This window comes from Celeribacter baekdonensis B30 (genome assembly GCF_000299875.1).
Lineage (GTDB): Bacteria > Pseudomonadota > Alphaproteobacteria > Rhodobacterales > Rhodobacteraceae > Celeribacter > Celeribacter baekdonensis_A.
The window spans coordinates 272,450-295,899 of sequence record NZ_AMRK01000004.1 but is presented as its reverse complement, the minus strand read 5'-3'; the positions used below and the strand labels follow the sequence as shown (position 1 = coordinate 295,899).

The window sequence follows — 23,450 nt, the reverse complement described above, 5'->3', positions numbered from 1 at the left end:
GGCAGAACCGCGGCAGGCGCCAGTGTTTTATATGTGCGTTGTTGTGGTTTAGCCCCCGAGCGCATCACAGAAGAGCACGCTTTGGGGTGGAATTGAGAGGCGGCTTTTACAGGCCGACGTAGCGCAGGTAGAGCAGTAAAAACAGCCCGAGCGCCGTGGTTTGCATCAGCCCCGATTTGAGGCCCGCGCGCATCAAAACGCGCGCCGAGGGACGATCTGGATGTTGCGGCGTCAGATGGGTGACTCCGGACACTTTCTTGCCCCTGGGCGTGTCTGCATCTTGGAGACCGGTGTAGACCGTCGAAAACGTGTTCGGTCCGCCCCGTTCGATCCGACTGATCCGTGAGGCGAATTGCGCGTGCTGTGCATGCTGCATCTGATCCCTGCCCTTTTTTGTCTGCCTGCTTGTTGTAAGCCTCAGATTGGTTCGGGAATTGGATCAGATCATGGCATTCCTGCGGTAATCCTGCGCCTTTTGCGGCGGACGCAGGGTCATCTTGACAGGGTTCTCCGCAGTGGGTTTCCCCGACTAGATTTTGTAGCTTTGTCCACGGAAATTGAGCGTACCGGGTTCGGTGGTTTGCATCACATGCTCGACCCATTGCGTCGAGAACAGCCGCGCAAACATGTCCGGCATGTGATGGACGACATTGTGCATCGTCGCCATCGCCAAAAGAATCCCAGCACACTGTGCGCCCATCCGTTTGACCGCCGACAAAGACACCGCCTCGCGCAAAACAAAGGCGATCACGATGGCGAAAATCACGTCGAGCGCCAAATCGAAATCCGCGTTGGGGGTCACTGTGCCAGAGATTTGGCCGGAAATTTGATAGCGTAGCGCGCGCGCGATCACTGCCGCCATCCCGCCCATACCAAAGGCAATCACATAGGAGATCACTTGCGTGGCCATCAGCCGTGGCTCGCCCATCGGACGGCCGTGAACGCCCAGATTTTTGTGCCGTTGAAGCATCTGCGTCAGACGGTGATTGCGGCCAACATTTTGCGATTGCGCTGGCCCGATCATACTCACCCCGTTTTGCGGCGCGCGTGCGACACGGCCCAAACGATTGAGAAACTCCTGATGCTGATACGTCATAACCAAACCCTTCGATACGCCCCATACGCGTTCCGTTTACCACGCTAAAATGGCAAAATTCGGGCATATCCTGCGAAGCCGGAAACACTGTGTTTCGAAAAACATCGCTATGGTCACGCGCATACATCACAGTTTCACCTGAAAGGTTTTCAGCAGGGTATAAAGTTGGGCGGCGGGCAGCGTGTTGATCGGCTCAAGATCAAACTGCGCCATCCGGCCATGCAGGGCTGTGATCGTGGCAAAGTCCAAAATGGCACTGTATTTCTCTTCGCGCCCGACATAATCGTCCAAAAGCACGGTGGTCGGCTTTTGGATCGACGTCAGCGTGGCCAAGAAACACCCGGCCCGGAACCGTCCGTCGATCAGCACCAAATCCGGCGCAATCAAATCGTCGCGCTGCCACACACCGAAACAATAATCCGGGTAGCGGTGCCATTTGGCGTTGTTTTTCGGCCAGCTCCAATCGCCGGTGGGACCGATGTCGGCATAGATCAAATTCACCTCGGCCTTGGGCGGGTGCGCCGCAAAATGCGCCTGCATCGCACCGTGCCAGTCCTTTGATCCCTCGACCGAATAGATCACCTTGCCGGGCTGCGCCGCCGCATAGGCGGTTGAGCCGCCGGAGCCGTATTCAAGGATCACGCCCGCCTGATCATATTGCCCACAGACAAAGCTCATGACCTCCAAAGGAAAGGTCAGCTCTGGCCCTTTTGGGTCAAATACATATGTCGGCGTGCTGCTCATCTCAGCCCTTGAACGTGATCAAACGGATCAGTGTCATCGCCGCAAAGGCCAGCATCGAAGCGAGAAAGGCGGTGGCATAGACGCTGTCTTTGTAAAGCCCCTTGGTGCCCGCACGTTTGGCGCGCACGGACAGGCCGATGATCGCCCCGATAAAGACACCGACGGCCACGCCGAGGCTTTGCTTGGCAAAGAGAGGAAGGAGTTCAAGGTGCATATCAGGTCCTATTCGAAAGAACGTGGAGGATGTGAGCGGGGAGGCGCGGCGTCATTTCTGGGACCGTTTCGCAAGGATCAGGCCAATAATCCGCCCAATCCCCCAATAGACGGCGGCGAAAAACACCATCGGCGTGAGAATTTCGGCGCGCGGCCAATCAAAGACCAACACCATGCCAAGGCCCCACAGGACCGTGGCAATCAGCGTTTGAATCAGAAGCCCGCGCGTCGACATCAGCCTACAGACCCCTCAAGCGAAATCGCCACCAATTGCTGCGCTTCCATGGCGAATTCCATCGGCAGAGCTTGCAACACGTCTTTGCAGAACCCGTTGACGACCAAGGCCACGGCCTCCTCTTCGTCCATGCCGCGTTGACGGCAGTAGAACAGTTGATCGTCATCGACTTTCGAGGTGGTGGCCTCATGTTCGACCCGCGACGAGTTGTTTTTGACCTCGATGTAAGGCACCGTATGAGCGCCACAGTTCGAACCGATCAACAAACTGTCGCATTGGGTGTAATTGCGCGAGTTTTTCGCTTTTGGGTGCATCGTCACCTGACCGCGATAGGTGTTTTGCGCCTTGCCCGCAGAGATGCCTTTCGACACGATCCGGCTCTTGGTGTTTTTGCCAAGGTGGATCATTTTCGTGCCAGTATCAGCCTGCTGCATGTTGTTGGTGATGGCGATGGAATAGAATTCGCCTTGAGAGTCATCGCCGCGCAGGATGCAAGATGGGTATTTCCACGTCACCGCCGAGCCGGTTTCGACCTGTGTCCACATCACTTTCGCCCGATCGCCACGGCAATCAGCACGTTTGGTCACAAAGTTGTAAATCCCGCCCTTGCCGTTCTCATCGCCCGGGAACCAGTTTTGCACGGTGGAATATTTCACCTCGGCGTCGTCCAGAATCACAATCTCGACCACGGCGGCGTGAAGTTGGGCCACGTCGCGTTGTGGTGCTGTGCAGCCTTCGAGGTAGGACACGTAGGAGCCCTTGTCGGCGATGATCAGCGTGCGCTCAAACTGGCCGGTGTTTTCGGCGTTGATGCGGAAATAGGTCGAGAGTTCCATCGGGCAACGGGTGTTTGGCGGGATGTAGACAAAGGACCCGTCCGAGAAGACCGCAGAATTCAAGGTGGCGTAATAGTTGTCCGAGACGGGCACCACGGAGGCCAGATATTTCTGAACCAACTCCGGGTGTTCCTTGATCGCTTCCGAGATCGAACAGAAAATCACCCCGGCTTTTTCAAGCTCTTTTTTAAAGGTCGTGCCGACAGAAACCGAGTCAAACACCGCGTCCACCGCCACTTTGCGCTCGGAATTGGCGCCGTCGGCAGGCACCTCGCCCGCGCCTTCGACACCGGCCAAAATCATCTGTTCTTTCAAAGAGATGCCGAGCTTTTCATAGGTCGCCAAAAGTTTCGGATCGACGTCGTCCAAAGACTTCGGCTTGTCTTCCATGCTTTTCGGGCGGGCGTAATAATACTGATCCTGAAAGTCGATTTCAGGATACTCGACCATGGCCCAATTCGGCTCTTCCATGGTCAGCCAACGACGATAGGCCTCAAGCCGCCAGTCCAGCATCCATTCCGGCTCTTCGTTTTTGGCCGAAATCAAACGCACGATGTCCTCGGACAGACCTTTGGGGGCGTAGTCCATTTCGATATCGGTGTCCCAGCCGTATTTATAGGTGCCAGCCAGCGCCTGAACGGCATCAACAGTGTCCTGTTCCACCCCGTCCTTGACTTGAACCGCGTCTTTAACCTGAACGTCATCCGTCATCGGATCACTCCTTCGTCTGTGCCAAATGGCATGTGCGTCTTATGGGGCTCTCGTGTCGGCCCCTCTTAATATCGGGTTAGGCCGCTCGTTTTTTCCAACGGCCATAGGCGGCAAGCCATGCTGTGGCAAACCGCTCAATCTCTTGTGTCGTCGTCTGCGGGCCGATGGACACGCGCAGCGCGCTCATCGCCTCAGTCTCATCATATCCCATGGCGCGCAGCACCTTTGAGGCTTTGACCTTGCCGCTCGAACAGGCCGATCCGGCACTCACCGCAAACCCCGCCAAATCCATTTGCATCACCTGTGTCTCGCCCTTCCAACCGGGCGTGATCAGGCACATCGTATTGGGCAGGCGCGCATGCGGTTTGCCAACGAACATCGGCGTGTCGATCTCTTGTGCCAACAGATCTTCCAACAGATCGCGCTTTTGCGCCACCTCGTCCCAAACCCCGTTTGCCAGGGCCTTGGCCGCCGCTTGTGCCGCCGCCCCAAAGCCCGCAATGCCGATCAGGTTTTCCGTGCCCGAGCGACGTCCCATCTCTTGCCCGCCGCCGCGAATGCCCGCCACAACGTCCAACCCCTGACGCAGCACCAAAGCGCCGACACCTTTGGGCCCGCCGATCTTATGGCCCGAGATCAGCGCCATATCGCAGCCGATCCAATTGAACGCCACCGGCAGTTTGCCAAACCCCTGAGTCGCATCGCAAAGTGCCAATCCGTCCGGCAGCTCCTGCACGATTCCGGTCTCTGAATTCGCCAGTTGCAGCGCCGACATCGCTGGATTCAAACAGTTCACCGCACCGTCTGAGGTCACCGGAAGCGACCCGCCCGACCAGGATGACACCGCCTCATGTTCCACATCGGCACAGTGCAACCCCCGTCCGGCCATCGCCAAAGCCGCCGCCTCAGTCGCCCCAGAGGTGAACACAATATCCGCGCCATCGGCCCCGAAAGCCTCGGCCACCTGCGCCCGCGCCCGCTCCATCAGGCCTTTGGCCGCACGGCCCTCGGCATGGACCGAAGACGGATTGCCGACCACATCCATCGCCGCCATCATCGCCTTTCGCGCCGCCGCACCAAGCGGTGCCGTTGCGTTGTAATCGAGATATGTGCGGCTCATGATGCCCCCTTGGCCGCGCCACGTTTGCCCGCCCACTTGAGAAGCGCCTTGCGCTGATCTTCGGAGGTGTTGCGCAGCGATCCAATCAGGCGCACCTTGGCCTTCATGCCGGTGAATTCAAGGATCGTGCGCTTCATCCGGTTGGGTCCAGCATTGCGGTTCATCATGCGGTAATACAGCGCGGGCGTGTCCATCGTGGTGATCGCCTCCGCGGTACGGCCTTTGAGGAGCTTGTCCCAAAACGGATCGTTTTCGTGATACTTAAACGCCGTTCCGGGCAAGAATGTGCGTTCAAAAAAGCCCTGCAACAGGGCGGGATGCCCGCCCCACCATGTGGGATAAAACAGGGCAAAATGATCGCACCATTCGATCGCCTCAAACGCGGCTTCAAGATCCGGCTCAAGGGGTTGCACCTGAGCGTACCCATTGTGCAAGATCGGGTCGAATGCCATGTCACGCAGCACAATCCGTCTGATGTCGGCCCCGGCCTCTTGTGCCGCGGTGGCATAGCTGTCCGCCAGCGCAGTACAAAACCGCCCCGCCCCCGGATGCGCATCAAGAATGGCGATACGTGGCATTGCCTTAGTCCTCATCCACAACCGCAAACAGGGTCGGCACCGCCGGACAGGGCCGCAATTCGTTGCGGATCACGTCCGAAAGCCGGGTTTGATGCAAGAACACATAGACATGCGCCGACAGGCCCTCCCACAACCGGTTGGTCATGCTCTGCGCCCGTGACCCGGAGACACCGCCCGAGGCCCCGGCCCCGGTGTGCATCGCCGACACGGTTTCATCCACCGCCCCCATGATGTCAGAAACCCGGATTTCCGAGGCCGGTCGCGCCAATTTATAACCGCCGCCCGGACCGCGCACCGAGATCACCAAATCGGCCCGGCGCAGTTTGACGAACAGTTGCTCCAGATAGGGCAACGAAATGTCCTGGCGTTTGGAAATCTCCGCCAGCGACAATAGCGCATTGTCCGGCTGCAACGCCAAATCCGCGAGCGCCACCATTGCATAACGTCCTTTGGTCGACAACTTCATGTCAGTGTCCCTCTTGATGCGATCCGAAACCATTTTGGCCCGATCATCGCGGCGTAATCCGCTTCTTAAACGCTCCAAACACCGCATCAATGACGACACGAGCGGTCACAGGGGCCGTTTTGGCGCATTTCCGCGCGTTTCCCCTTCGTAATGAGGCGAAAAACGGCGCAAATACATTGACGTATGCGGCGTGGAGCCTTACCTCCATACCACTCCCGCGCGGTCGCTCACGCAGATTTAGAATGTTTCTAAATTGCCCGAGAGATTTCGTCAACTATAAAGGCAGCGCGGTGGAAAAACGAGAGCAAAAGCGACAGCCCGACAGGGCTCGTTCCGCTCGGGCCCTCCTTGCGCGCCACATAATTCGGTGTGTGCAACGTAAGCTGGCCCGCGGAACGGAACAGGAGACAGGGACCCAATGCCCGAAGTGATTTTTCCCGGCCCAGAAGGCCGGCTTGAAGGCCGCTACCATCCGCAACGCGCTAAAGACGCCCCCATCGCCATCATTCTTCATCCCCATCCGCAATTCGGCGGCACGATGAACAATCGCGTGGTCTATAATCTGCATTATGCCTTCCACCAAATGGGCTTTACCGTTTTGCGGTTTAACTTCCGTGGCGTGGGCCGGTCGCAGGGCGAATATGATCAAGGTGTGGGTGAGTTGTCAGATGCCGCCTCCGCGCTCGATTATCTGCAATCCATGAACCCCAATGCCAAACATTGCTGGGTCGCGGGCTTTAGCTTTGGGGCCTGGATCGGGATGCAGCTTTTGATGCGCCGCCCGGAAATCTCCGGCTTTATCTCGGTCGCCCCACCCGCCAATATGTATGATTTCTCCTTCCTCGCACCCTGCCCGGCCTCGGGTCTGGTGATCAACGGCACGGCCGACCGCGTCGCCCCGCCAAAAGACACCCAGTCCCTGGTCGCCAAGTTGCATGAGCAAAAGGGCATTACCATCACCCATGAAGAGGTCGAAGGTGCGGGTCACTTCTTTGAAGATCCGCATATGGAACATATGATCAGCTCGGTCGACGCCTATGTCCGCCGCCGTCTGACCGAAACCAGCCGCTAATCCGCCGCTTTCAGAGGGTCCTACGATGAGCATCATGGAAGATCTGGCCGACGCCTTGGCCAAGGACACAATCGACGCCTTGGATATTGTCGGCACGGACGAACTCATTCAGGATGTGGCCCGCGTCATCGGCGCCTCCTCTGTCACCACACAGGAGGCGTTTTTGACCTCTGCCCGCGTGCGCCTGTCGGAAAAACGGGCGCGCGTTTACCTTGAAAAACGCATTGAAGAGGCGAAAAAGGGACTGGCTGCCTCCGTGCCCCCGCCCAGTGCCGAGGATGACATTGAATATTGACGCCACCCTGCCCGCTTTGCCCGAATTGACGGTGCAAGAGTCCACCCGACTGAATGCCCAATATGCATTTTTGCGGGAGGCGGATCGGCTTAAAACCGTGTTGCGCGCCAATCAATTGATGGATCGCTCGCGGTTTGAAAACTCCGCCGAACATTCCTGGCACGCCGCCCTTTTGGCGCTCCTGTGCGCGCCCATGGCCGGGCCGGACGTGGACATCTCCCGCGTCATCGAAATGCTGATGCTGCATGATATTGTTGAGGTCGATGCGGGCGATCATCCGATCCACATCACCCACAACCCCGCCTCTGTCGCCGCGTTGGAAGAGGCCGCCGCGGATCGCATTTACGGCCTCTTGCCCGAGGATCTGCGCCGCCGCTTTCGCGCCACCTGGGAAGAGTTCGAAGCGATGCAAAGCCCGACCGCGCGCTATGCCAAGGCAATTGATTTCCTCGCCCCCGCGCTGCAATCCATCGGCGCGCCGGAACAGCAAGACGACGAACGTCACATCGTCGCGACCAACCTGACCCAAGGCCGCGCCACCAAGACCAAAGACATCCTGCCCGACCTGTTCGAATTCACCCGTGCCGGGTTTTATGGCGAGCCGGTGGACCCCGCCCTCGCCGCCCGCTTTGCCTTTTGGTGTGAGGCGGATCGGCTGAAATCGGTCTACCGCGCCACGCCCATTGCCGATGGCTCGCGCAAGGAAAACACCGGTGAACACTCTTGGCACATCATGCTCTACGCCCTAACGCTTGCGGATCAGGCGCAGGACGGCGTGGACATTGCTATGGCGCTCAAGATGTTGTTGCTGCACGATATTGTCGAGATTGATGCAGGCGACACGCCGATCCATGGCGCGGTGACGCCCGAGGCGCAGAAGGCACAAGAAGAGGCCGAGATCAAAGCCGCAGACCGCCTGTTTGGCCTGTTGCCACCTGAGCAAGGCGCCGAATTCCGCGCCATTTGGGAAGACTTCGAAGCCGCCCAAACCCCGACCGCGATCTTTGCCAAATCCATCGACCGGGTCCAACCCGTGCTGCACAATCTGGCCGATGACGGCGGCTCATGGCGCACCTATGACGTGAAACTGCACCAACTCGATGCCCGCGTCGGCGTCAAAATCGCCAAAGGCTGCCCCAAACTCTGGCCCTACATCCGCAGCCAATGCGAACCCTGGTTCGTGGCGCGGGGGGCGCTTTGAGGAGCATAACTGGGGGATTTCGTGCTGGGTGTGAAGGTCGGACGAAGCGGGCATTGGGGCTTAGGCTTGCCAAGTCCGCCTACGGCCCAAATGGACCATCCACCTGATGGCAGCAGGTGCCAGCTCCCAAGGTTGCCGCTGCTAACCTTCCCGACCAACCGTCTCAGATTCCAGCCCACGTTCGATATGCTCTGCGCATGGATCGATTATGTCGAGGAGAGGAACCCATTTAAAAAATGGACCAGGCTTCACTTCTCGCCTCTTTCCGTCAAACCAAGACTGGCTTTCTTGGTCAAAGGTCCATGAAACATCAATTACAACTTGATTTCCCCAGTGGGATGCCCCGGACCAATACCACAACCAACCGTCTATAGGTTCTGAAGCGACGCCTTTGGAGCTGGGAACATCTTCGTCCTTATTTCTTCTCACTGCATGCTTGGTTGCATTCGACGCCTGTCGGATGAGGCGAAATTTCCATGCATCATCATGTAGGTCATCTTGCAGCCGATCTTTAAATCTCTCTTCGATTTTGCCGCGTTGGGATTGAGTGAGTTTTTGCATATCACGACATTGGAATGCGCAGTGTGACGCGTAGGAATCCAGCGACCAAATGGCGCAAAACCCTTTGTGGAGCGAGTGGGGTTGTTCCCTAAACTCAGTAAGTATCGGCTCAAGAATTTCCGCTTTGAACGTAAGCGCATCAAGCATTCCTGAATTTCCTTTTGAACATAACAGGGGGGGACGGTGACAGGTGCCTACACATAGCGGACATTTGTTGAACTTGCAGCATCCGTCGTTTTGGCCTCAAACCGGACATTCTGCCCTCCAGAAACCAATCCCTCGCCCCCAACTCCACCTCACGCCCTGTTCGGCGGAATGGCATAGGTCAGTGACGCCTGCGCCAAGACCGTGTCCGAGCCGGGATTGCGAATTGCAACCTGTCCCACGGCCAAGGTTTTGCCGAGTTTCAACAACCGCGCTTCGCCCAAAAGCGGCAGATCGGCGGCGGGTTTGCGCATGAAATCAATGTGGGCATTGGTGGTCACGGCCAAGGCGACCGGGCCGATTTTGGCGAGGATGGCAAAGTAAAGCGCCACATCGGCCAGGAGGAACATCGTGGGACCTGAGAGCGTGCCGCCGGGGCGGATATGGCGCGCGTCGGGGGTGAGGCGCAGGGTCACGGCGTCGTTTGTAACGGTCTCGACGCTCAACACATCGCCCACTTCGGTAAACTCCCGCGCCAGAAAGGCCTCCAGCGCGGGTTTGTCCATCACATTCGCCATCAGAAACCGTAAATCCCGGCAAACTTTGCCTCAAGATACTCCAAAAGCGGCGCTTCGGTCGGCTCAAAGCCACAGGCATGCACGATGGTGTCGCGCGGCTCGCGCAGACCGCCGAACTGTTGCAGATGCTCGGCCAACCACGCGGTCGCGGGCGCGGTGTCGCCTTTGACCAAGGCGCTGTCCAAATCCGGCACGTCGGCGCGCAGGGCTTGGTGCAGACAGCCGGCGTAGACATTGCCCAGCGAATAGGTCGGAAAATAGCCAAACAGGCCCACCGGCCAATGCACATCCTGAAGACAGCCATTTGATATTTTATCGACTTTGACGCCAAAATCCGCCTCAAATCGCGCATCCCATGCTGCGGGCAGATCGGCAATCTCCAAATCGCCGCCAATGATCTGACGCTCCAAATCAAAGCGCAGCAGCACATGCAGGTTGTATTGCACCTCGTCGGATTCCGTGCGGATATAGCCCGGCAGGACGCGGTTGACGGCGGCATAGAACCCTTCGGCGCTGTCGATGCCGATGTCGCCAAAGCTGTCGCGCATCTGGCCGAAAAGATATTCGGTAAAGGCACGCGAACGGCCGAGTTGGTTCTCGTAAATCCGCGACTGGCTTTCGTGCACGCCCATAGAGACGCCCTCGCCCAGAGGCGTCAAAAGATAGTCGCCATTGATGTTTTGCTCATAGCACGCGTGGCCGACCTCGTGGATGGTTGAGTAGATCGAATTGAACGGGTCTTCGGGGTTGGTGCGGGTGGTGATGCGCACATCCTGGCCCGACCCCGACGAGAACGGATGCACCGCCTTATCAATCCGTCCGCGCGCGAAATCATAGCCAAAATTCGCCGCCAGCGCCGTGGTCAGCGCCATTTGTTTGGCCTCATCAAAGGTCCCGGTGAGACCCTTGGGCTGATCCGCCCCCATGATTTTATCGCGCAGCGCCACCAATCGGGGCCGCAGCGCGCCGAACATGGCGTCCAATTCCGCCCCCGACGAGCCGGGTTCGTAATCTTGGTGCAACGCGTCCCAAAGATCATGATCCGTGCCCTGCTGCAACGCCGCCGCCTCTTCGCGGCGCAGCGCCACGACCTGTTCAAACATCGGGGCGAAATGGGCGAAATCATCGCGGGCGCGGGCCTCGGCCCAGACCCCTTGGGCCATGGACGTGACCTTGGCCAATTCCGCCGCCAAACGCGCCGGAATTTTGACCGCGCGTTCATAAGACCGGCGGATGTGACGCAACTGCGCCTGAGACACCGCGTCCAAAGAGCTTGGATCAATCGAGGACAGCCAATCGCCCAAACGGGGATCGGATTTGCGGGTATGAAGCACGTTCTCTAGCGCTTCGAACTCCTCACCACGCTGCTCGGCGGCTCCTTTGGGCATCATGGTTTCCTGATCCCAATTCAACCGGCCCATAATGGCGCCAAGCGCACGGGTTTCACGGGTAAAACCCATCAGATCATCAAATGCGGACATGATTAAAGGCCCTCCCGGACCGATTGAGGTTTGGGATAAAAGCTCAGGAACCGGGCGCGCAAAATGGCGACAAACAGCGCCACCGCACCGATCTGATGCGCGATACCAAGGTGCAAAGGTGCGCCGTTGAGAACGGTCACGATGCCCAAGACCAATTGCAAAAACAGCACCGCTGCCATTAGGTTAAACGCCCCTGCCGTGGTGCGATTGGCGGATTTTCGGCCCTTGGACCACAAGACGATGCCGTAGATCACCAATAGATAGCCCATGACACGGTGGACAAATTGCACCAAAGCCGGGTTTTCAAAGAAATTGCGCCAGATCGGCGTGATGTAAAACGGGTCCGGTGGCAAGACCTGCCCGCCCATCAGCGGCCAATCGGTATAGCCTCGGCCCGCATCAATCCCGGCCACCAAAGCGCCCAGAATGATCTGAAGAAAGGCGAAATGCAGCATGCCGGTGGACATGCCAAAAAGCTTTTTATCGGTGGCGCGCCGGGCCTGCATCAAGTCGGGTTCGGTGCGCCCCAACAGGAAAACAAACCACGCGATAAAGCCCAGGATGATAAAGGCCAGCCCCAGATGGGTGGCGAGGCGATAAGAGGCGACATCAAGCCGCGTGCCCTCAAGCCCTGATGAGACCATCCACCAGCCAATCGCGCCCTGAAGCCCGCCCAAAGCGCCGATGAAAATCAGGCGTTTGTGCCATCCGGTCGGCACTTTGCGCGCCAAGGCAAAGCCCGCGTAGCCCAGAAACCAGACCATGCCGATCACCCGGCCAAGCTGACGATGGCCCCATTCCCACCAATAGATGCTCTTGAACTCGGACAGGCTCATGCCCTCGTTTTGCAACTGGTATTCGGGGATTTGTTGGTATTTTTCAAACTCGGCGGTCCAGGCGGCATCCCCCATCGGCGGCACAGCCCCGGTCACGGGTTTCCATTCGGTGATCGAGAGGCCGGAATCGGTCAGCCGGGTCAGCCCGCCGACCGCGATCATCATCATCACCAGCGCGAAAATCACCATGAGCCACGCTCGGATGCCTTTGCGTGCGCCCCGGCCCCGTTTTTCGATCAGCCCGGTTTTCGGGGCGGCTTTTGGTGTGTCATCAGAGGCCACCTCTTCGAAAATGCTGCGTTTTTGCGCCATGGTTTTCCCTTATCTTTGCGTGCACGAAACCTAGGAGCGTGGGCCACGAAGGGCAAGCGGTCTTGGCGAGGAAAATCATCGGGGTTTCTGGATTTTTTACTGAAATCGCGACGGAAAAACCGAGGAGCACCGTAGAATGATCAGATGCCCAAGAGGTGAGACAGGCCGACGGGCATGATAGGAGGTTCCGATGAAACACGGTCGCCATATTCTTTCAACATCCCTTTTGATCGCCGCCATGGTCGCCGCACCCTTTGCCGCAGTGGCTCAAAGTGCGCCGCGCCCGATCCAACAACAGCAGCAATTGAAGGTTCAAATCCAAGATCAGGTTTATGTCCGCAAAGGCGTGACCCTGAACGGACGCGCAGGACCGGGTACGCAGTATCACAAACTGCTGGCGTTGAAGTCTGGCACTCAACTCAAATTGCTCAATCAACAAGGCGGCTGGGCCGAGGTCCAAACCCCGCAAGGTCAAAAGGCTTGGGTCTCGAGCCGGTATTTGATGTGTGACGGCACATGTGGGTTGCACCTTGGCATGCAAACTGGCCCACAAACGGGCATGGGTCCGGGTGCCATGCGCTAAACCCGCCCGAAGAGCACCTAAGAACACCAAAGGCCCCCAATTTGGGGGCCTCTTCGTTGGGCGTTCTTTGCTGTTTACCCGCGCTCTTTCCACCGTTTCATTTGCCGCATCACCCCGTGCAACATCTGCACATCGGCACGCGTCATCGGCATCCGCGACCACAGGTTGCGCAGGTTGAGTTTCATGCTGTGGGCTTTGTCTTCGGGAAAAAAGAACCCGGAGGTCTCAAGAATCTCCTCATAGTGATCCCCGAGTTTTTCAACCTCAAGATGGCCCGCCCAGACCGTTTTGGCCAAATCGACCACTTCGGGGGCGACCTCGGTGGTTTGGCGGCCCCATTCATAGGCGTTGAGCAACACCGCCTGTGCGAGGTTGATCGAGGGAAAATCCGGGTTCACCGGCACGGTGATGATGGCATTGGCCTCCACCACGTCCTCATTTTCCAAACCCGCGCGCTCCGGCCCAAACATCACGCCAACCTTACCGCCGGATGCGGTGATGGCGCGGGCGTGTTCCATGGCGCGTTCGGGGGTCATCACCGGTTTGGTGATGCCGCGCATCCGCGCCGTGGTGGCAAAGACATAATCGCAATCGGCCAGCGCCTCACGCACCGTGCCAAACAGCTCCGCCTCATCCAAAAGCCGCCCCGCGCCCGAGGCCATGGCGACGGCATTGGGGTTAGGCCAGCCATCGCGCGGAGCGACGATGCGCATCCGGTCCAACCCGAAATTCCACATCGCCCGCGCCGCCGCCCCAATGTTTTCGCCCATCTGCGGACGCACAAGGACAAAGGCGGGGGTCGGCCCGCTTTGTGCGGCTTGCGGCGCATCTGACATGGGTGCATCTGACATGGAGGACCTCTAAATCTTGGATTTGGCGCGTGATAAGCGCATTTGCCCCCGCTCGCAAGACTTCCGCCCGCGCAAAGCTTGCGCTATAGGAGGCGAAACCCATTTTCGGAGACCAATATGTCCGACCCCGTCCAAGAGCGCCCGCAAATCTACCTGTTGACCCCGCCCGCCTTTGATCTCGACACCTTCCCGGCGCGTTTGGCCGCGGTGTTGGATACCCATGCGGTGGCCTGTGTGCGTTTGGCTTTGGCGTCCAAGGACGAGGATGTGTTGGGCCGGGCTGCGGATGCCTGTCGCGAAGTCTGTCATGCCCGCGATGTGGCGATCGTGATTGAGGCGCATGTCGCCTTGGCCGAACGTCACGGGTTGGACGGCGTGCATTTGACCGACGGATCGCGTTCCGTGCGCAAGGTCCGCAAGCTGTTGGGCGATGAAGCCATTGTCGGGGCCTTCTGTGGTGCCTCGCGCCATGACGGTTTGAACGCGGGCGAAAGCGGCGCGGATTACATCGCCTTTGGTCCGGTTGGTGACACCGATCTGGGCGACGGGACACAGGCCGAAAAAGACACGTTTCAGTGGTGGTCCGAAGTGGTCGAAGTGCCGGTGGTGGCCGAAGGCGCATTGACGGTTGAGATCGTCAAGGAGTTTGCCAAAATCACCGATTTCTTTGCCATTGGCGAAGAGATTTGGAACACCGAAGACCCGATCAAGAGCTTGGGGGCCTTCATCGCGGCGATGGACGACGGCCTAAGCGCCTAAATAGGCCTCAGGAACAGGCGGTAGCCCCGAACGCACCGCCTCTTCGCACAGGCGCGCCATCTCTTTGCGGTCTTTCACGTCTTTGACCGCAATCGGCGCGTGGAACATGACCTCGACCCGGCCTTGTGGCGAGGCTTTGAGCACCTGCACCAGTGAGGGGCCAAATTCCATATCGCCCCACCAGCCATAAAACCGCACATCTTGGCCCTCGGGCGCAATATAGCGGGCGGTGACGGGCTGAATCCAAACCTCATCACGCAGTTCAGGCGTAAAAAACGCCGCAAACAGCGTCGGCTTGAACGGCAAGACCCGCAGGCTGTCGCTCGACGTGCCCTCGGGGAAAAACAGAAGCTTATGCCCCATATGCAGCCGCTCTTCGAAGATCTGTTTTTGCAGCGCCGCCTCTGTGCGGTCGCGGTTGATAAACACCGTGCCCGTGGCCTTGGCCATGGTGCCGATGCCGGGCCAATTGGCCACTTCTGCCTTGGAGACAAAGAAAATCCGCTGCACCGCGTTGAGCACGAAAATATCAAGCCAAGTGGAATGATTGGCAACCACAGCGCCATGGTGGCGCATCGGCGTGCCGCGCACCGTCAAAGAGAGGCCCATCAGGCGCAGCGCCGTGCGTGACACGAAACGGGGGAATTGCGAGGACCACGGGCGGCGTTTGCCCTTGATCAGGCGCTCCACGCCGCGTGTGGCCAGCATCAGGACCATACAGATCGTGATCAGGCCAATCACCGGCGCGCCACGGCGCACCATCCGCCACGTTCCGCCCTGAACGGTCGCAGGCTTGGACGGCGGAATGCGGCTATCCCAAAGTGGCGCACTCACCCGCTGAGGCCCTTGGTGTACATCTCGCGTTGGCGTGGTGAAATTTCGGCGACATCCAGGATCAACAACACATCCACCGTGTCAAAGGCCAGATCGACATAGGCGCCCTCGCCGACTTTGCCGCCCATGCGCAGATAGGCTTTGATCAGCGGCGGGATCGCCAACATCGCGCGTTTGCGGTCGATCTGATCTTCGGGCACCAAATCCATCGTCTGAAAATGGGCGTCCACCGTGCGCGCGCGCAACTCAGACGGGGCCAGATGGCGGTGATGCAACAGAGACAGAGATTCGGCATGGCGCGCCACATCGGCATCAAAGAAAGAGGCCGTGCCAAACAGCACATCAAACCCTTCTTCGATCACATATTTCGCCAAGCCGGCCCACATGTGAAACAGCGCCGTGCCGCCGCGATACTCCTTGGCCACGCAGGAGCGCCCCAGTTCCAAAAGCCGCTTTCCCGTGACTTTCAACGGGGACAGATCATATTCGTCTTCGGAGTAAAACCGACCCAAAAGCGCCGCCTTTTCCCCGGACAAAAGCCGATACACCGCCACGCATTGCTCCAACGGATCGTCAGAACGGGTCACGTCGATCAACATCAAGTGGTCATAATCGGGATCAAACCGGTCGGCCTCAAGCATGGCCACATGGTCCACCATCGGCCCGTTTGAACCAAGCTCTTCGACAAATACGCGATAGCGCAGGCGTTGCGCTGCGCGTAGATCCGCCTCATTTCGGGCAAATCTCAATTGAAATCGCGGCTTTTGGGCGCTCATACGGGGGGGTGATCCTGCTCTCATCGGTGGACGGGTTTTAGGGTTTTGTTGGTTTCAATGCAACAGACGAGCGAAACAGGCGAAAAATCACTCTCTCTAAGGTTGATTAAACCTCAAGTCTCAGCGACCATAGCGGGAACAAGCCGTCAAATAAAGACGGGCAAATCGCATCTTATCACCCGTAGACAGGGAAAAGCGCCACATGTCGGCTGTCGATCACAACCTTACCCGCATGTTGAAACATGACGGTGACCTTGCCACCGATGTTCGATTGCACCTGACCGATGCCCCAGTCCGTTTGCACCGGGTGGCGCACCATTTGACCCGGTTCCAACATCGCATTGAGATCTTCCATTGCTGACGCGCTCCTCGCACAGACTGCCCCTAAAGGATAAAACATGACCCAAGACCTCGCCCGCGACATTGCCGCCATGATCGGTTCCCGCATTTGTCACGATATGATCAGCCCGGTGGGCGCGATCTCAAATGGCGTGGAACTTTTGAACATGTCGGGCGTCGGTGCAGGCCCTGAACTCAGCCTTATCTCTGAAAGTGTGGAAAATGCAAATGCTCGGGTGAAATTCTTTCGCGTGGCCTTTGGCGTGGCCTCCGCCGGCCAAATGTCCTCGCGCGCCGAAATGGTCACCATTCTCAAAGGCATTTCAACCACACGCCTCACCTATCATTGGGACGCGTCTGAGGACATGCCGCGCGAGGAGGTCAAACTCGCCTGTCTGATGATGATGTGCCTGGAAACCGCCCTGCCCCGTGGCGGCGAAATCCGCCTGTCCTGCTCCGGTGGACAATGGAGCGTGCGCGCCCGCGCAGATCGGCTTGAACCCGCACCCGACCTTTGGGCCCGCCTGGGCGCGCTGTCCAAGGCCGAGGGGCTAAAACCCTCCGATGTGCAATTCCTTTTGGCCCCGATGCAGGCCGCCGCTCTTGGTCGCCGCATCACCCATTCTTCCGGCGATGGGGTGATCACCCTAAACGCCTAACCACACTCCCAGCCGCCCCATGTGATCCTCGGGGTGGCACCTTGAAGGCGCGGGCCCCCTCTGACCCGCGCCTTCCTTTTGTCTTCCCGGCTCCTCAACGAAAAACGCGCGAAAGGCTCCCCTCCGCGCGTTTTTACCGTGATAAAACACTCAAATATCCGCGCGGTTACGCCCGCACAGACCCTTCAGAGGTCACCAGATATTTGAACGAGGTCAATTGCTCGGCCCCCACCGGCCCACGCGCATGCATTTTGCCCGTGGCGATGCCAATCTCGGCGCCCATGCCAAATTCGCCGCCATCGGCAAATTGGGTCGAGCTGTTGTGCATCAGGATCGCACTGTCGATCTCGGCAAAGAACCGCGCCACATGTTCAGGCGTCTCGGACAGGATGCAATCGGTGTGGTTCGACGAATACTGGTGAATGTGATCAATCGCGCCGTCGATCCCGTCCACCACTTTGGCGGCGACAATGCTGTCGAGATATTCGTGGCCCCAATCGTCTTCGGTCGCCGGGATCACCGCGCTGTTCATCGCCTGAACCGCCGCGTCTCCACGCACCTCAACGCCTTTGCCGATCAGTGCCGCAATCACATCCGCGCCCAAGCTGTCGGCCACTTGACGGTCAATCAACAGGCATTCCACCGAGCCGCAAATCCCGGTGCGCCGGGTTTTGGCGTTGATCACCACATTCATCGCTTTGACCGGATCAGCGGAGGCGTCGATAAAGATATGCACGATGCCTTCAAGATGGGCAAACACCGGCACCCGCGCCTCGCGTTGCACCAGCCCAACCAAGCCCTTGCCACCACGCGGCACGATCACGTCGATATAATCGGTCATGGTCAACATCTCGCTGACCGCTGCCCGGTCCCGCGTCGGCACACGCTGGATCGCATCTTCGGGCAGGCCCGCGGCCTTGAGCCCATCGACCAAACAGGCGTGGATCGCGCCGGAGCTGTGGAAACTCTCCGAACCACCGCGCAGGATCACCGCATTGCCCGCCTTAAGGCACAAAGCCCCGGCATCCGCGGTCACATTCGGGCGGCTCTCATAGATCACGCCAATGACGCCCAAAGGCGTGCGCACCCGTTTGATATGCAGGCCGGTGGGCTGGTCCCATTCGGCCATCACATCGCCAACCGGATCTTTTTGACCCGCAACCGCGCTCAAGCCCTCCACCATGCCCTGAATACGCGTCTCGTCCAGCATCAGCCGGTCCATCATCGCGTCGGTCAGACCCTTTTCGCGGCCAAAGGCCATGTCTTTTTCATTCGCCGCAATGATCTCCGCCCGTCGCGCCCAAATGGCATCGGCGGCCGCGTTCAATGCGGCCTGTTTTTGCGCGGATGTGGCCACGGCCAGCTTGGCACTCGCGGCTTTCGCGCGCGCGCCCAAATCCTGCATCATCGTCTTTACGTCTAACTCTGTCATAGCACCAAATCATCTCTGTGGATCAAAGCGGCCCGACCGGAATAGCCGAGGATCGCCTGTATGTCTTCGGAATGCGCGCCTTTGATCGCCTCGGATTCCTCTGAGGTATAGCGGGACAGGCCCAACCCAATGCGCGCGCCATTGGGTCCAAGGACCACCACTGGTTCGCCGCGGCCAAAATGGCCAACAACCTCCGAGACGCCGACGGGCAACAGGGAATTTCCATGCGCGAGCGCTCGTGCCGCCCCCGCATCAATGATGATTTCACCTTTCGGCTTCATCGCGCCGATCCAGCGTTTGCGGGCACGTTCCGGATCTTCATGCGCGATAAACCATGTGGCCCGCGCCCCCGCCTCAAGTGCCTGAATCGGCCGGTCTTTAAACCCTTCGGTGATTGCCATGGTGCAGCCACCGGCAATGGCGGTTTTGGCAGCCATGATTTTGGTTTTCATCCCGCCCTTGGACAGACCAGACACCGGATCACCAGCCATGGATTCAATTTCTGGCGTGATGTGTTCGACAGTGGCGATATGGCGAGCGGAGGCGTCGATATTTGGGTTTGCGGTGTAAAGCCCGTCAATATCGGAGAGCAACACCAAGCGATCCGCGCCGACCGTGACCGCAATTTGCGCCGCCAGACGGTCGTTGTCGCCATAACGGATTTCATCGGTGGCCACCGTGTCGTTTTCATTGACGATCGGCACCGCGCCAAGGCCCAACAGCGCGTCCAAAGTGGCGCGCGAATTAAGATACCGGCGACGATCGGCGCTGTCTTCCAGCGTCAATAGAATCTGCGATGTGGTAATGCCGAGCGGCTCCAACACCTCTTGATAGGCCCGCGCCAGACGGATTTGCCCGACAGAGGCCGCTGCTTGTGAGTGCTCAAGCGGCAATTCGCCCGCGGGCAGGTGCAAAATCCCCCGCCCCAGCGCAATGGAGCCCGACGAGACCAAAATCACCGCCGCACCGCGCGCTTTGAGCATCGCCACGTCTTCGGCCAGGCCCTTGAGCCAGTCCGCGCGCAATTCCCCGCGCTCGACCAAGAGCGCCGAGCCGATTTTGATCACAACACGTTTTGCGCCGCTTAGGGTTGCCAATTCTGGTCTTCCTCTTCGTCCGATGCCTCGGCCTGTTTGGTCCGCAGACGGTCCATCGAAATCTCGGCCTTGAGCGCGCGCAACACGGTCTCAACCCCAGCCTTGGTCGCACCGGACATGGTGTAAACCCGCCCACCGGACGCCTCTTGCAGCGCCGCCAGTTTTTCCTCGATCTCCTCGTCCATCAGGCTATCGACCTTGTTGAGGACGGTGATCCGCGGCTTGTCGCCCAACACATCGGAATAGTTTTCGATCTCGGTGATGATGGTCTGATAATCCTTGACCACATCCTCGGCAGTGCCATCAACCAGATGCAACAACACAGCGCAGCGTTCGACGTGGCCCAAGAACAAATCGCCCAGGCCCCGGCCCTCAGACGCGCCTTCGATCAAGCCAGGAATATCAGCGACGACAAATTCGGCGCCATCAATGCCCACCACCCCGAGGTTCGGGTGCAGCGTGGTAAACGGATAGTCCGCGATTTTAGGCCGCGCATTCGAGGTCACACTCAAAAACGTCGATTTCCCGGCGTTGGGCAGACCCAAAAGCCCGGCATCGGCGATCAGTTTCAGTCGCAGCCAAATCGTGCGATCAATCCCCGGCTGACCCGGATTGGCCGAGCGCGGCGCTTGGTTGGTCGAGCTTTTGAACCGCAGGTTGCCCCAGCCGCCATTGCCGCCCTTGGCCAAAACAAACCGCTGCCCGACCTCGGTCAGATCGGCGATCACCGTCTCTTCGTCTTCGTCCAGAATTTCAGTACCCGCCGGTACGCGCAACACGATGTCCTCGCCATCCTTGCCGGTGCGATTGTTGCCCATACCACCTTGGCCGTTTTGAGCAAAAAAGTGCTGTTGATAGCGGAAATCAATCAGCGTGTTGAGCCCGTCCACCGTCTCGATGATCACAGAGCCGCCGCGCCCACCGTCGCCGCCGTTCGGGCCGCCGTATTCGATAAACTTTTCACGCCGAAACGACACGCAGCCGTTCCCGCCGGAGCCCGATCGAATGTAAACTTTGGCCAGATCGAGAAATTTCATGTCTTTGTCCTTCTGTGCCCCATGATCCTAGGGCTTTGGGCAGATGTATCGCGGCTCGCCGCCAAACTCAATGTGCGTTGTTATGGGGGGCGGTGTCAGAGGATTTGCGCGACGTCCACACCTCTCGCGTCAAACTCATCGCTTGCGCCGCAACGGTTTGACTGCGCGCCATACTATACTGTTGCAGAGGCTCGGTATCCTCAAACCCCAGCCCTTTCAAAATGGCCCGCGATTTGGCATTCTCAACAAAGTGGTAGGAGGCAAGGCTCAGACCATCATGGGCAAACCAATGATCCACCACCGCCTGCGCCGCCTCCGACATATAGCCATGCCCCCAATAAGGCTGGCCAAGCCAATAGCCGAGATGTTCGGCGATACCGATCACCCCCATGATATGACCGCTGTCTTTATGAACAATCCCAAAGCGATAGGGGCTATTGAGCCGGGCAATGAACCACTGCATCTCGATGACACCATAGGGGTATCTGATCCGGCTGAGCCATTTCGACACCTCAAAATCATTCAATAACCGCGTCAAAGGCGCCGCGTCCGCTTGGCTCAGCGGCCGCAGGATCAAACGGTCTGTTTCAAGAGAGAAGCTTTGGGAGTCTGTGGTCATCGGGGTCTGTCCTGGTGTGGGCGACCCCGATTTGGGGTCAGTCGAGTTTGCGCAGATAGGTCCAGGTCGGGACCAAGGTGTTGCGCGCAACCGAGAAGGTTTCCGCATCGCCGATATATTCAAAGCCCGCGGCGGTCACGACCCGAGCCGAGGCTGGGTTGTCCTGAAAAATCTCGGCAAACATGGTTTTAGAGCCCAACGGATTGGCCGCCACCATGGCGCCCAACGCCATGCGGGCCAATCCGGTGCCCCAAAACGAGGGCGCGACCCAAAAGGCCACTTCGCATTGATCGCGATCGAGCGGTTTCAGGGAAATCACCCCCAAAACCTCGGACAGCTCATGGTTGGAGCCATCGAGCACCCAAACTTTTTCCTCAGTGCCGGGTTTGAGTGCGCGGGCCACGAAAGCCTCGGTCGCGCCGGGAGGCAGGGGATGCGGCAAAGAACGCGAATTGCGCGCCACGCGCACATCGCCCGCATACATCGACAACAGCCCCGCATCCGAGCGGCGCGGTGGGCGCAGGACAAACCGTTCCGTTTCAATCACTGCCTGTGTGTTCGTCTCAACCGCGTTTTTCACGATCTCCATATTCATCTCTCTTCCTCCTGAAAGAGTTGGATTCTTATTAATCCGATATAAGCACCTTTTCCTCCCCGAAAAGGTTCCTTCGAAAACCCCATCTCGGGGAAGCGACAAGATACACAGCACATACGACAGCAATGTTAACGTAGCCTTAGCCAAACTGTCCCGGCATCACGTTCCGTGCCGCTGATCCCGCCAAATCGCGCGGCATCATGCAAAAGGGGACCGGCTGCGCCGATCCCCTTGATTTTTTCAAACCCGTATCGGACGGCTTATTCAGCGGCCTCCGCCACTGGAAGAACCGATACAAAAGTGCGTTTTTTCAGGCCCTTGTGAAAGGTCACTTTGCCATCGGTGGTCGCAAAAATGGTGTGATCTTTGCCAAGACCCACGCCTTCGCCCGGCCAGAATTTGGTGCCGCGCTGACGCACGATGATGTTGCCCGAAATGGCCTCTTGGCCACCGTAAAGTTTGACGCCGAGACGGCGGCCAGCTGAGTCGCGACCGTTACGGGACGAACCGCCTGCTTTTTTATGTGCCATGGTGTTCTCTCCTTAACTACGCTTACTTCGCCAGTTCTTTGGCTTGTTCAACCCACTCGGGTTTGACTTTCACGGCGTCGAAAGTTTCGACGTCAACGGAAGCCAACTGAGCGAAAGTGGTGATGCCTGCTTCGACCAATTTCTTGGCAGCAGCGGGGCCAACACCGGTGATGGTGGTCAGATCGTCAGCGCCAGCGGCAGGTGCAGCAGCTTTCGCGGCTTTCTTCGGAGCAGCAGCTTCGACAGCGGTTTTCGGAGCGGAACCCGCGCCGATCGCAGCTTTGACGCCGGTTGCATCCGCACCCGCTTCCAAAATGTCGGTGATGCGCAGCAGGGTCAGTTGCTGACGGTGGCCTTTTTTACGCTGCGACGAGTGCTTACGACGACGCTTGACGTAGTGGATGAGTTTCTCACCCTTGATTTGGTCGATGACTTCGGCTTGCACGCCGGCGCCGGCCACGAGGGGCGCGCCGATGGTGGAACCAACCATCAAAATCTCGTTGAACTGGATTTTTTCACCAGCTGCGGCCGCAAGTTTCTCAACGCGCAAAACGTCACCGCTTTGCACTTTGTATTGCTTGCCACCAGTCTTCAGAACCGCAAACATGCAGTTATCCTTTCGATATACCCGCGTTTTGTGGCCCCGGAGCAAATCCCCGATGTTCATGCCGTCAAACAGCGCGCCCCTTGTTGGGGTCGAGATTGTCATTTTGCCAATTTGGACCTGTTTCACACCGTTTAAAAAAGACGTGAGGCCCAAAAGACATCACCCGGTCGCACCTTTGGGTCCGCCGGGTGGCGCGTGTATCGGGAATCGTGGGTGAAAAGTCAAGGCCGGATTATGGGACTCGCCGCCAAAA

30 protein-coding genes are annotated in these 23,450 nt (G+C 58.5%); 6 read left to right on the top strand and 24 right to left on the bottom strand.

Annotated elements, in window-relative coordinates; genetic code table 11:
- Positions 1 to 106: 106 nt before the first annotated feature.
- From B30_RS09565 to B30_RS09525, 9 genes are all read right to left on the bottom strand, one after another.
- Positions 107 to 376 (bottom strand): hypothetical protein, encoded by a 270-nt coding sequence (locus tag B30_RS09565; RefSeq protein ID WP_009571847.1) that lies wholly within the window; start codon positions 374 to 376, stop codon positions 107 to 109.
- 153 nt (positions 377 to 529) lie between these two features.
- Complete coding sequence (locus B30_RS09560; protein WP_009571846.1) at positions 530 to 1,096, bottom strand: hypothetical protein; 567 nt, start codon at positions 1,094 to 1,096, stop codon at positions 530 to 532.
- 126 nt (positions 1,097 to 1,222) lie between these two features.
- A complete protein-coding gene (locus B30_RS09555; protein ID WP_009571845.1) occupies positions 1,223 to 1,840 on the bottom strand; it encodes a hypothetical protein in 618 nt (205 codons plus the stop codon).
- A 1-nt stretch (position 1,841) separates the two neighbouring features.
- Positions 1,842 to 2,054 (bottom strand): hypothetical protein, encoded by a 213-nt coding sequence (locus tag B30_RS09550; protein WP_009571844.1) that lies wholly within the window; start codon positions 2,052 to 2,054, stop codon positions 1,842 to 1,844.
- Between the two features lie 51 nt (positions 2,055 to 2,105).
- Positions 2,106 to 2,288: a hypothetical protein gene (locus B30_RS09545; RefSeq protein ID WP_009571843.1), complete on the bottom strand. Its 183-nt coding sequence runs from the start codon at positions 2,286 to 2,288 to the stop codon at positions 2,106 to 2,108.
- Positions 2,288 to 3,835 (bottom strand): Fe-S cluster assembly protein SufB, encoded by a 1,548-nt coding sequence (sufB, locus tag B30_RS09540; RefSeq protein WP_009571842.1) that lies wholly within the window; start codon positions 3,833 to 3,835, stop codon positions 2,288 to 2,290. The genes B30_RS09545 and sufB overlap by 1 nt, the downstream gene beginning before the upstream one ends.
- 76 nt (positions 3,836 to 3,911) lie before the next feature.
- Positions 3,912 to 4,955 carry a cysteine desulfurase family protein gene (locus B30_RS09535; protein WP_009571841.1) on the bottom strand — a complete coding sequence of 348 codons (1,044 nt, stop codon included), beginning with the start codon at positions 4,953 to 4,955 and terminating at the stop codon, positions 3,912 to 3,914.
- Positions 4,952 to 5,533 carry an NAD(P)H-dependent oxidoreductase gene (locus tag B30_RS09530; protein WP_009571840.1) on the bottom strand — a complete coding sequence of 194 codons (582 nt, stop codon included), beginning with the start codon at positions 5,531 to 5,533 and terminating at the stop codon, positions 4,952 to 4,954. Before B30_RS09530 ends, B30_RS09535 begins: the two co-directional genes overlap by 4 nt.
- A 4-nt stretch (positions 5,534 to 5,537) precedes the next feature.
- Positions 5,538 to 5,999 carry an Rrf2 family transcriptional regulator gene (locus B30_RS09525; protein ID WP_009571839.1) on the bottom strand — a complete coding sequence of 154 codons (462 nt, stop codon included), beginning with the start codon at positions 5,997 to 5,999 and terminating at the stop codon, positions 5,538 to 5,540.
- Positions 6,000 to 6,417: 418 nt separating this feature from the next.
- On the opposite strand from B30_RS09525, the gene B30_RS09520 reads away from it, so the two are divergent.
- The 3 genes from B30_RS09520 to B30_RS09510 are packed head-to-tail and all read left to right on the top strand — an operon-like array spanning position 6,418 to position 8,567.
- Entirely contained in the window at positions 6,418 to 7,071 is a 654-nt protein-coding gene (locus B30_RS09520; protein WP_009571838.1) for an alpha/beta hydrolase, read from the top strand.
- A gap of 25 nt (positions 7,072 to 7,096) precedes the next feature.
- Positions 7,097 to 7,366, top strand: a complete 270-nt coding sequence (locus tag B30_RS09515; RefSeq protein WP_009571837.1) for a hypothetical protein — start codon at positions 7,097 to 7,099, stop codon at positions 7,364 to 7,366.
- The gene (locus B30_RS09510) at positions 7,350 to 8,567 is read left to right on the top strand and encodes an HD domain-containing protein (protein ID WP_051130604.1); all 1,218 of its coding nucleotides are present in this window, start codon (positions 7,350 to 7,352) and stop codon (positions 8,565 to 8,567) included. Before B30_RS09515 ends, B30_RS09510 begins: the two co-directional genes overlap by 17 nt.
- Before the next feature lie 141 nt (positions 8,568 to 8,708).
- Here B30_RS09510 and B30_RS09505 read toward each other — a convergent pair whose 3' ends face one another.
- From B30_RS09505 to ctaA, 4 genes are all read right to left on the bottom strand, one after another.
- Complete coding sequence (locus tag B30_RS09505) at positions 8,709 to 9,275, bottom strand: hypothetical protein (RefSeq protein ID WP_009571835.1); 567 nt, start codon at positions 9,273 to 9,275, stop codon at positions 8,709 to 8,711.
- 149 nt (positions 9,276 to 9,424) lie between these two features.
- Positions 9,425 to 9,850, bottom strand: coding sequence for a PaaI family thioesterase (locus B30_RS09500; protein ID WP_009571834.1), 426 nt, complete (start codon positions 9,848 to 9,850; stop codon positions 9,425 to 9,427).
- Positions 9,850 to 11,331 (bottom strand): carboxypeptidase M32, encoded by a 1,482-nt coding sequence (locus B30_RS09495; protein ID WP_009571833.1) that lies wholly within the window; start codon positions 11,329 to 11,331, stop codon positions 9,850 to 9,852. Before B30_RS09495 ends, B30_RS09500 begins: the two co-directional genes overlap by 1 nt.
- Positions 11,332 to 11,333: 2 nt before the next feature.
- On the bottom strand, positions 11,334 to 12,479 hold the full coding sequence (gene ctaA / locus B30_RS09490; protein WP_009571832.1) for a heme A synthase: 1,146 nt from the start codon (positions 12,477 to 12,479) through the stop codon (positions 11,334 to 11,336).
- Positions 12,480 to 12,669: 190 nt separating this feature from the next.
- Here ctaA and B30_RS09485 point away from each other — a divergent pair, with 190 nt between their 5' ends.
- Entirely contained in the window at positions 12,670 to 13,062 is a 393-nt protein-coding gene (locus B30_RS09485; RefSeq protein ID WP_009571831.1) for an SH3 domain-containing protein, read from the top strand.
- A 74-nt stretch (positions 13,063 to 13,136) separates the two neighbouring features.
- Here B30_RS09485 and B30_RS09480 read toward each other — a convergent pair whose 3' ends face one another.
- The gene (locus B30_RS09480; RefSeq protein ID WP_009571830.1) at positions 13,137 to 13,913 is read right to left on the bottom strand and encodes an RNA methyltransferase; all 777 of its coding nucleotides are present in this window, start codon (positions 13,911 to 13,913) and stop codon (positions 13,137 to 13,139) included.
- Positions 13,914 to 14,030: 117 nt separating this feature from the next.
- Here B30_RS09480 and B30_RS09475 point away from each other — a divergent pair, with 117 nt between their 5' ends.
- Positions 14,031 to 14,672 carry a thiamine phosphate synthase gene (locus B30_RS09475; protein ID WP_009571829.1) on the top strand — a complete coding sequence of 214 codons (642 nt, stop codon included), beginning with the start codon at positions 14,031 to 14,033 and terminating at the stop codon, positions 14,670 to 14,672.
- On the opposite strand, the gene B30_RS09470 is transcribed toward B30_RS09475, so the two are convergent.
- The 3 genes from B30_RS09470 to B30_RS09460 all read right to left on the bottom strand — a co-directional run bounded on the left by B30_RS09470 (position 14,661) and on the right by B30_RS09460 (position 16,637).
- Complete coding sequence (locus tag B30_RS09470; protein ID WP_009571828.1) at positions 14,661 to 15,434, bottom strand: lysophospholipid acyltransferase family protein; 774 nt, start codon at positions 15,432 to 15,434, stop codon at positions 14,661 to 14,663. The genes B30_RS09475 and B30_RS09470 overlap by 12 nt on opposite strands.
- 68 nt (positions 15,435 to 15,502) lie before the next feature.
- Positions 15,503 to 16,282 carry a GNAT family N-acetyltransferase gene (locus B30_RS09465; protein WP_009571827.1) on the bottom strand — a complete coding sequence of 260 codons (780 nt, stop codon included), beginning with the start codon at positions 16,280 to 16,282 and terminating at the stop codon, positions 15,503 to 15,505.
- A gap of 175 nt (positions 16,283 to 16,457) precedes the next feature.
- Complete coding sequence (locus B30_RS09460) at positions 16,458 to 16,637, bottom strand: DUF3553 domain-containing protein (protein WP_009571826.1); 180 nt, start codon at positions 16,635 to 16,637, stop codon at positions 16,458 to 16,460.
- A 43-nt stretch (positions 16,638 to 16,680) separates the two neighbouring features.
- Between B30_RS09460 and B30_RS09455 the strand changes: the two genes are divergently transcribed.
- On the top strand, positions 16,681 to 17,280 hold the full coding sequence (locus B30_RS09455) for a histidine phosphotransferase family protein (protein WP_009571825.1): 600 nt from the start codon (positions 16,681 to 16,683) through the stop codon (positions 17,278 to 17,280).
- Positions 17,281 to 17,446: 166 nt separating this feature from the next.
- Here the strand turns inward: B30_RS09455 and B30_RS09450 are convergent, their stop codons facing one another.
- The 7 genes from B30_RS09450 to B30_RS09420 all read right to left on the bottom strand — a co-directional run bounded on the left by B30_RS09450 (position 17,447) and on the right by B30_RS09420 (position 23,197).
- Positions 17,447 to 18,712: a glutamate-5-semialdehyde dehydrogenase gene (locus B30_RS09450; RefSeq protein WP_040402104.1), complete on the bottom strand. Its 1,266-nt coding sequence runs from the start codon at positions 18,710 to 18,712 to the stop codon at positions 17,447 to 17,449.
- On the bottom strand, positions 18,709 to 19,809 hold the full coding sequence (proB, locus tag B30_RS09445; protein ID WP_009571823.1) for a glutamate 5-kinase: 1,101 nt from the start codon (positions 19,807 to 19,809) through the stop codon (positions 18,709 to 18,711). The genes B30_RS09450 and proB overlap by 4 nt, the downstream gene beginning before the upstream one ends.
- Entirely contained in the window at positions 19,797 to 20,846 is a 1,050-nt protein-coding gene (gene obgE / locus B30_RS09440; RefSeq protein WP_009571822.1) for a GTPase ObgE, read from the bottom strand. The genes proB and obgE overlap by 13 nt, the downstream gene beginning before the upstream one ends.
- A gap of 67 nt (positions 20,847 to 20,913) precedes the next feature.
- Positions 20,914 to 21,465 carry a GNAT family N-acetyltransferase gene (locus tag B30_RS09435; protein WP_009571821.1) on the bottom strand — a complete coding sequence of 184 codons (552 nt, stop codon included), beginning with the start codon at positions 21,463 to 21,465 and terminating at the stop codon, positions 20,914 to 20,916.
- Between the two features lie 37 nt (positions 21,466 to 21,502).
- Entirely contained in the window at positions 21,503 to 22,054 is a 552-nt protein-coding gene (locus B30_RS09430; protein WP_414632329.1) for a GNAT family N-acetyltransferase, read from the bottom strand.
- 266 nt (positions 22,055 to 22,320) lie between these two features.
- Positions 22,321 to 22,590: a 50S ribosomal protein L27 gene (gene rpmA / locus B30_RS09425; RefSeq protein WP_009571819.1), complete on the bottom strand. Its 270-nt coding sequence runs from the start codon at positions 22,588 to 22,590 to the stop codon at positions 22,321 to 22,323.
- Between the two features lie 22 nt (positions 22,591 to 22,612).
- Positions 22,613 to 23,197 carry a 50S ribosomal protein L21 gene (locus B30_RS09420; protein WP_009571818.1) on the bottom strand — a complete coding sequence of 195 codons (585 nt, stop codon included), beginning with the start codon at positions 23,195 to 23,197 and terminating at the stop codon, positions 22,613 to 22,615.
- Between the last annotated feature and the right edge of the window lie 253 nt (positions 23,198 to 23,450).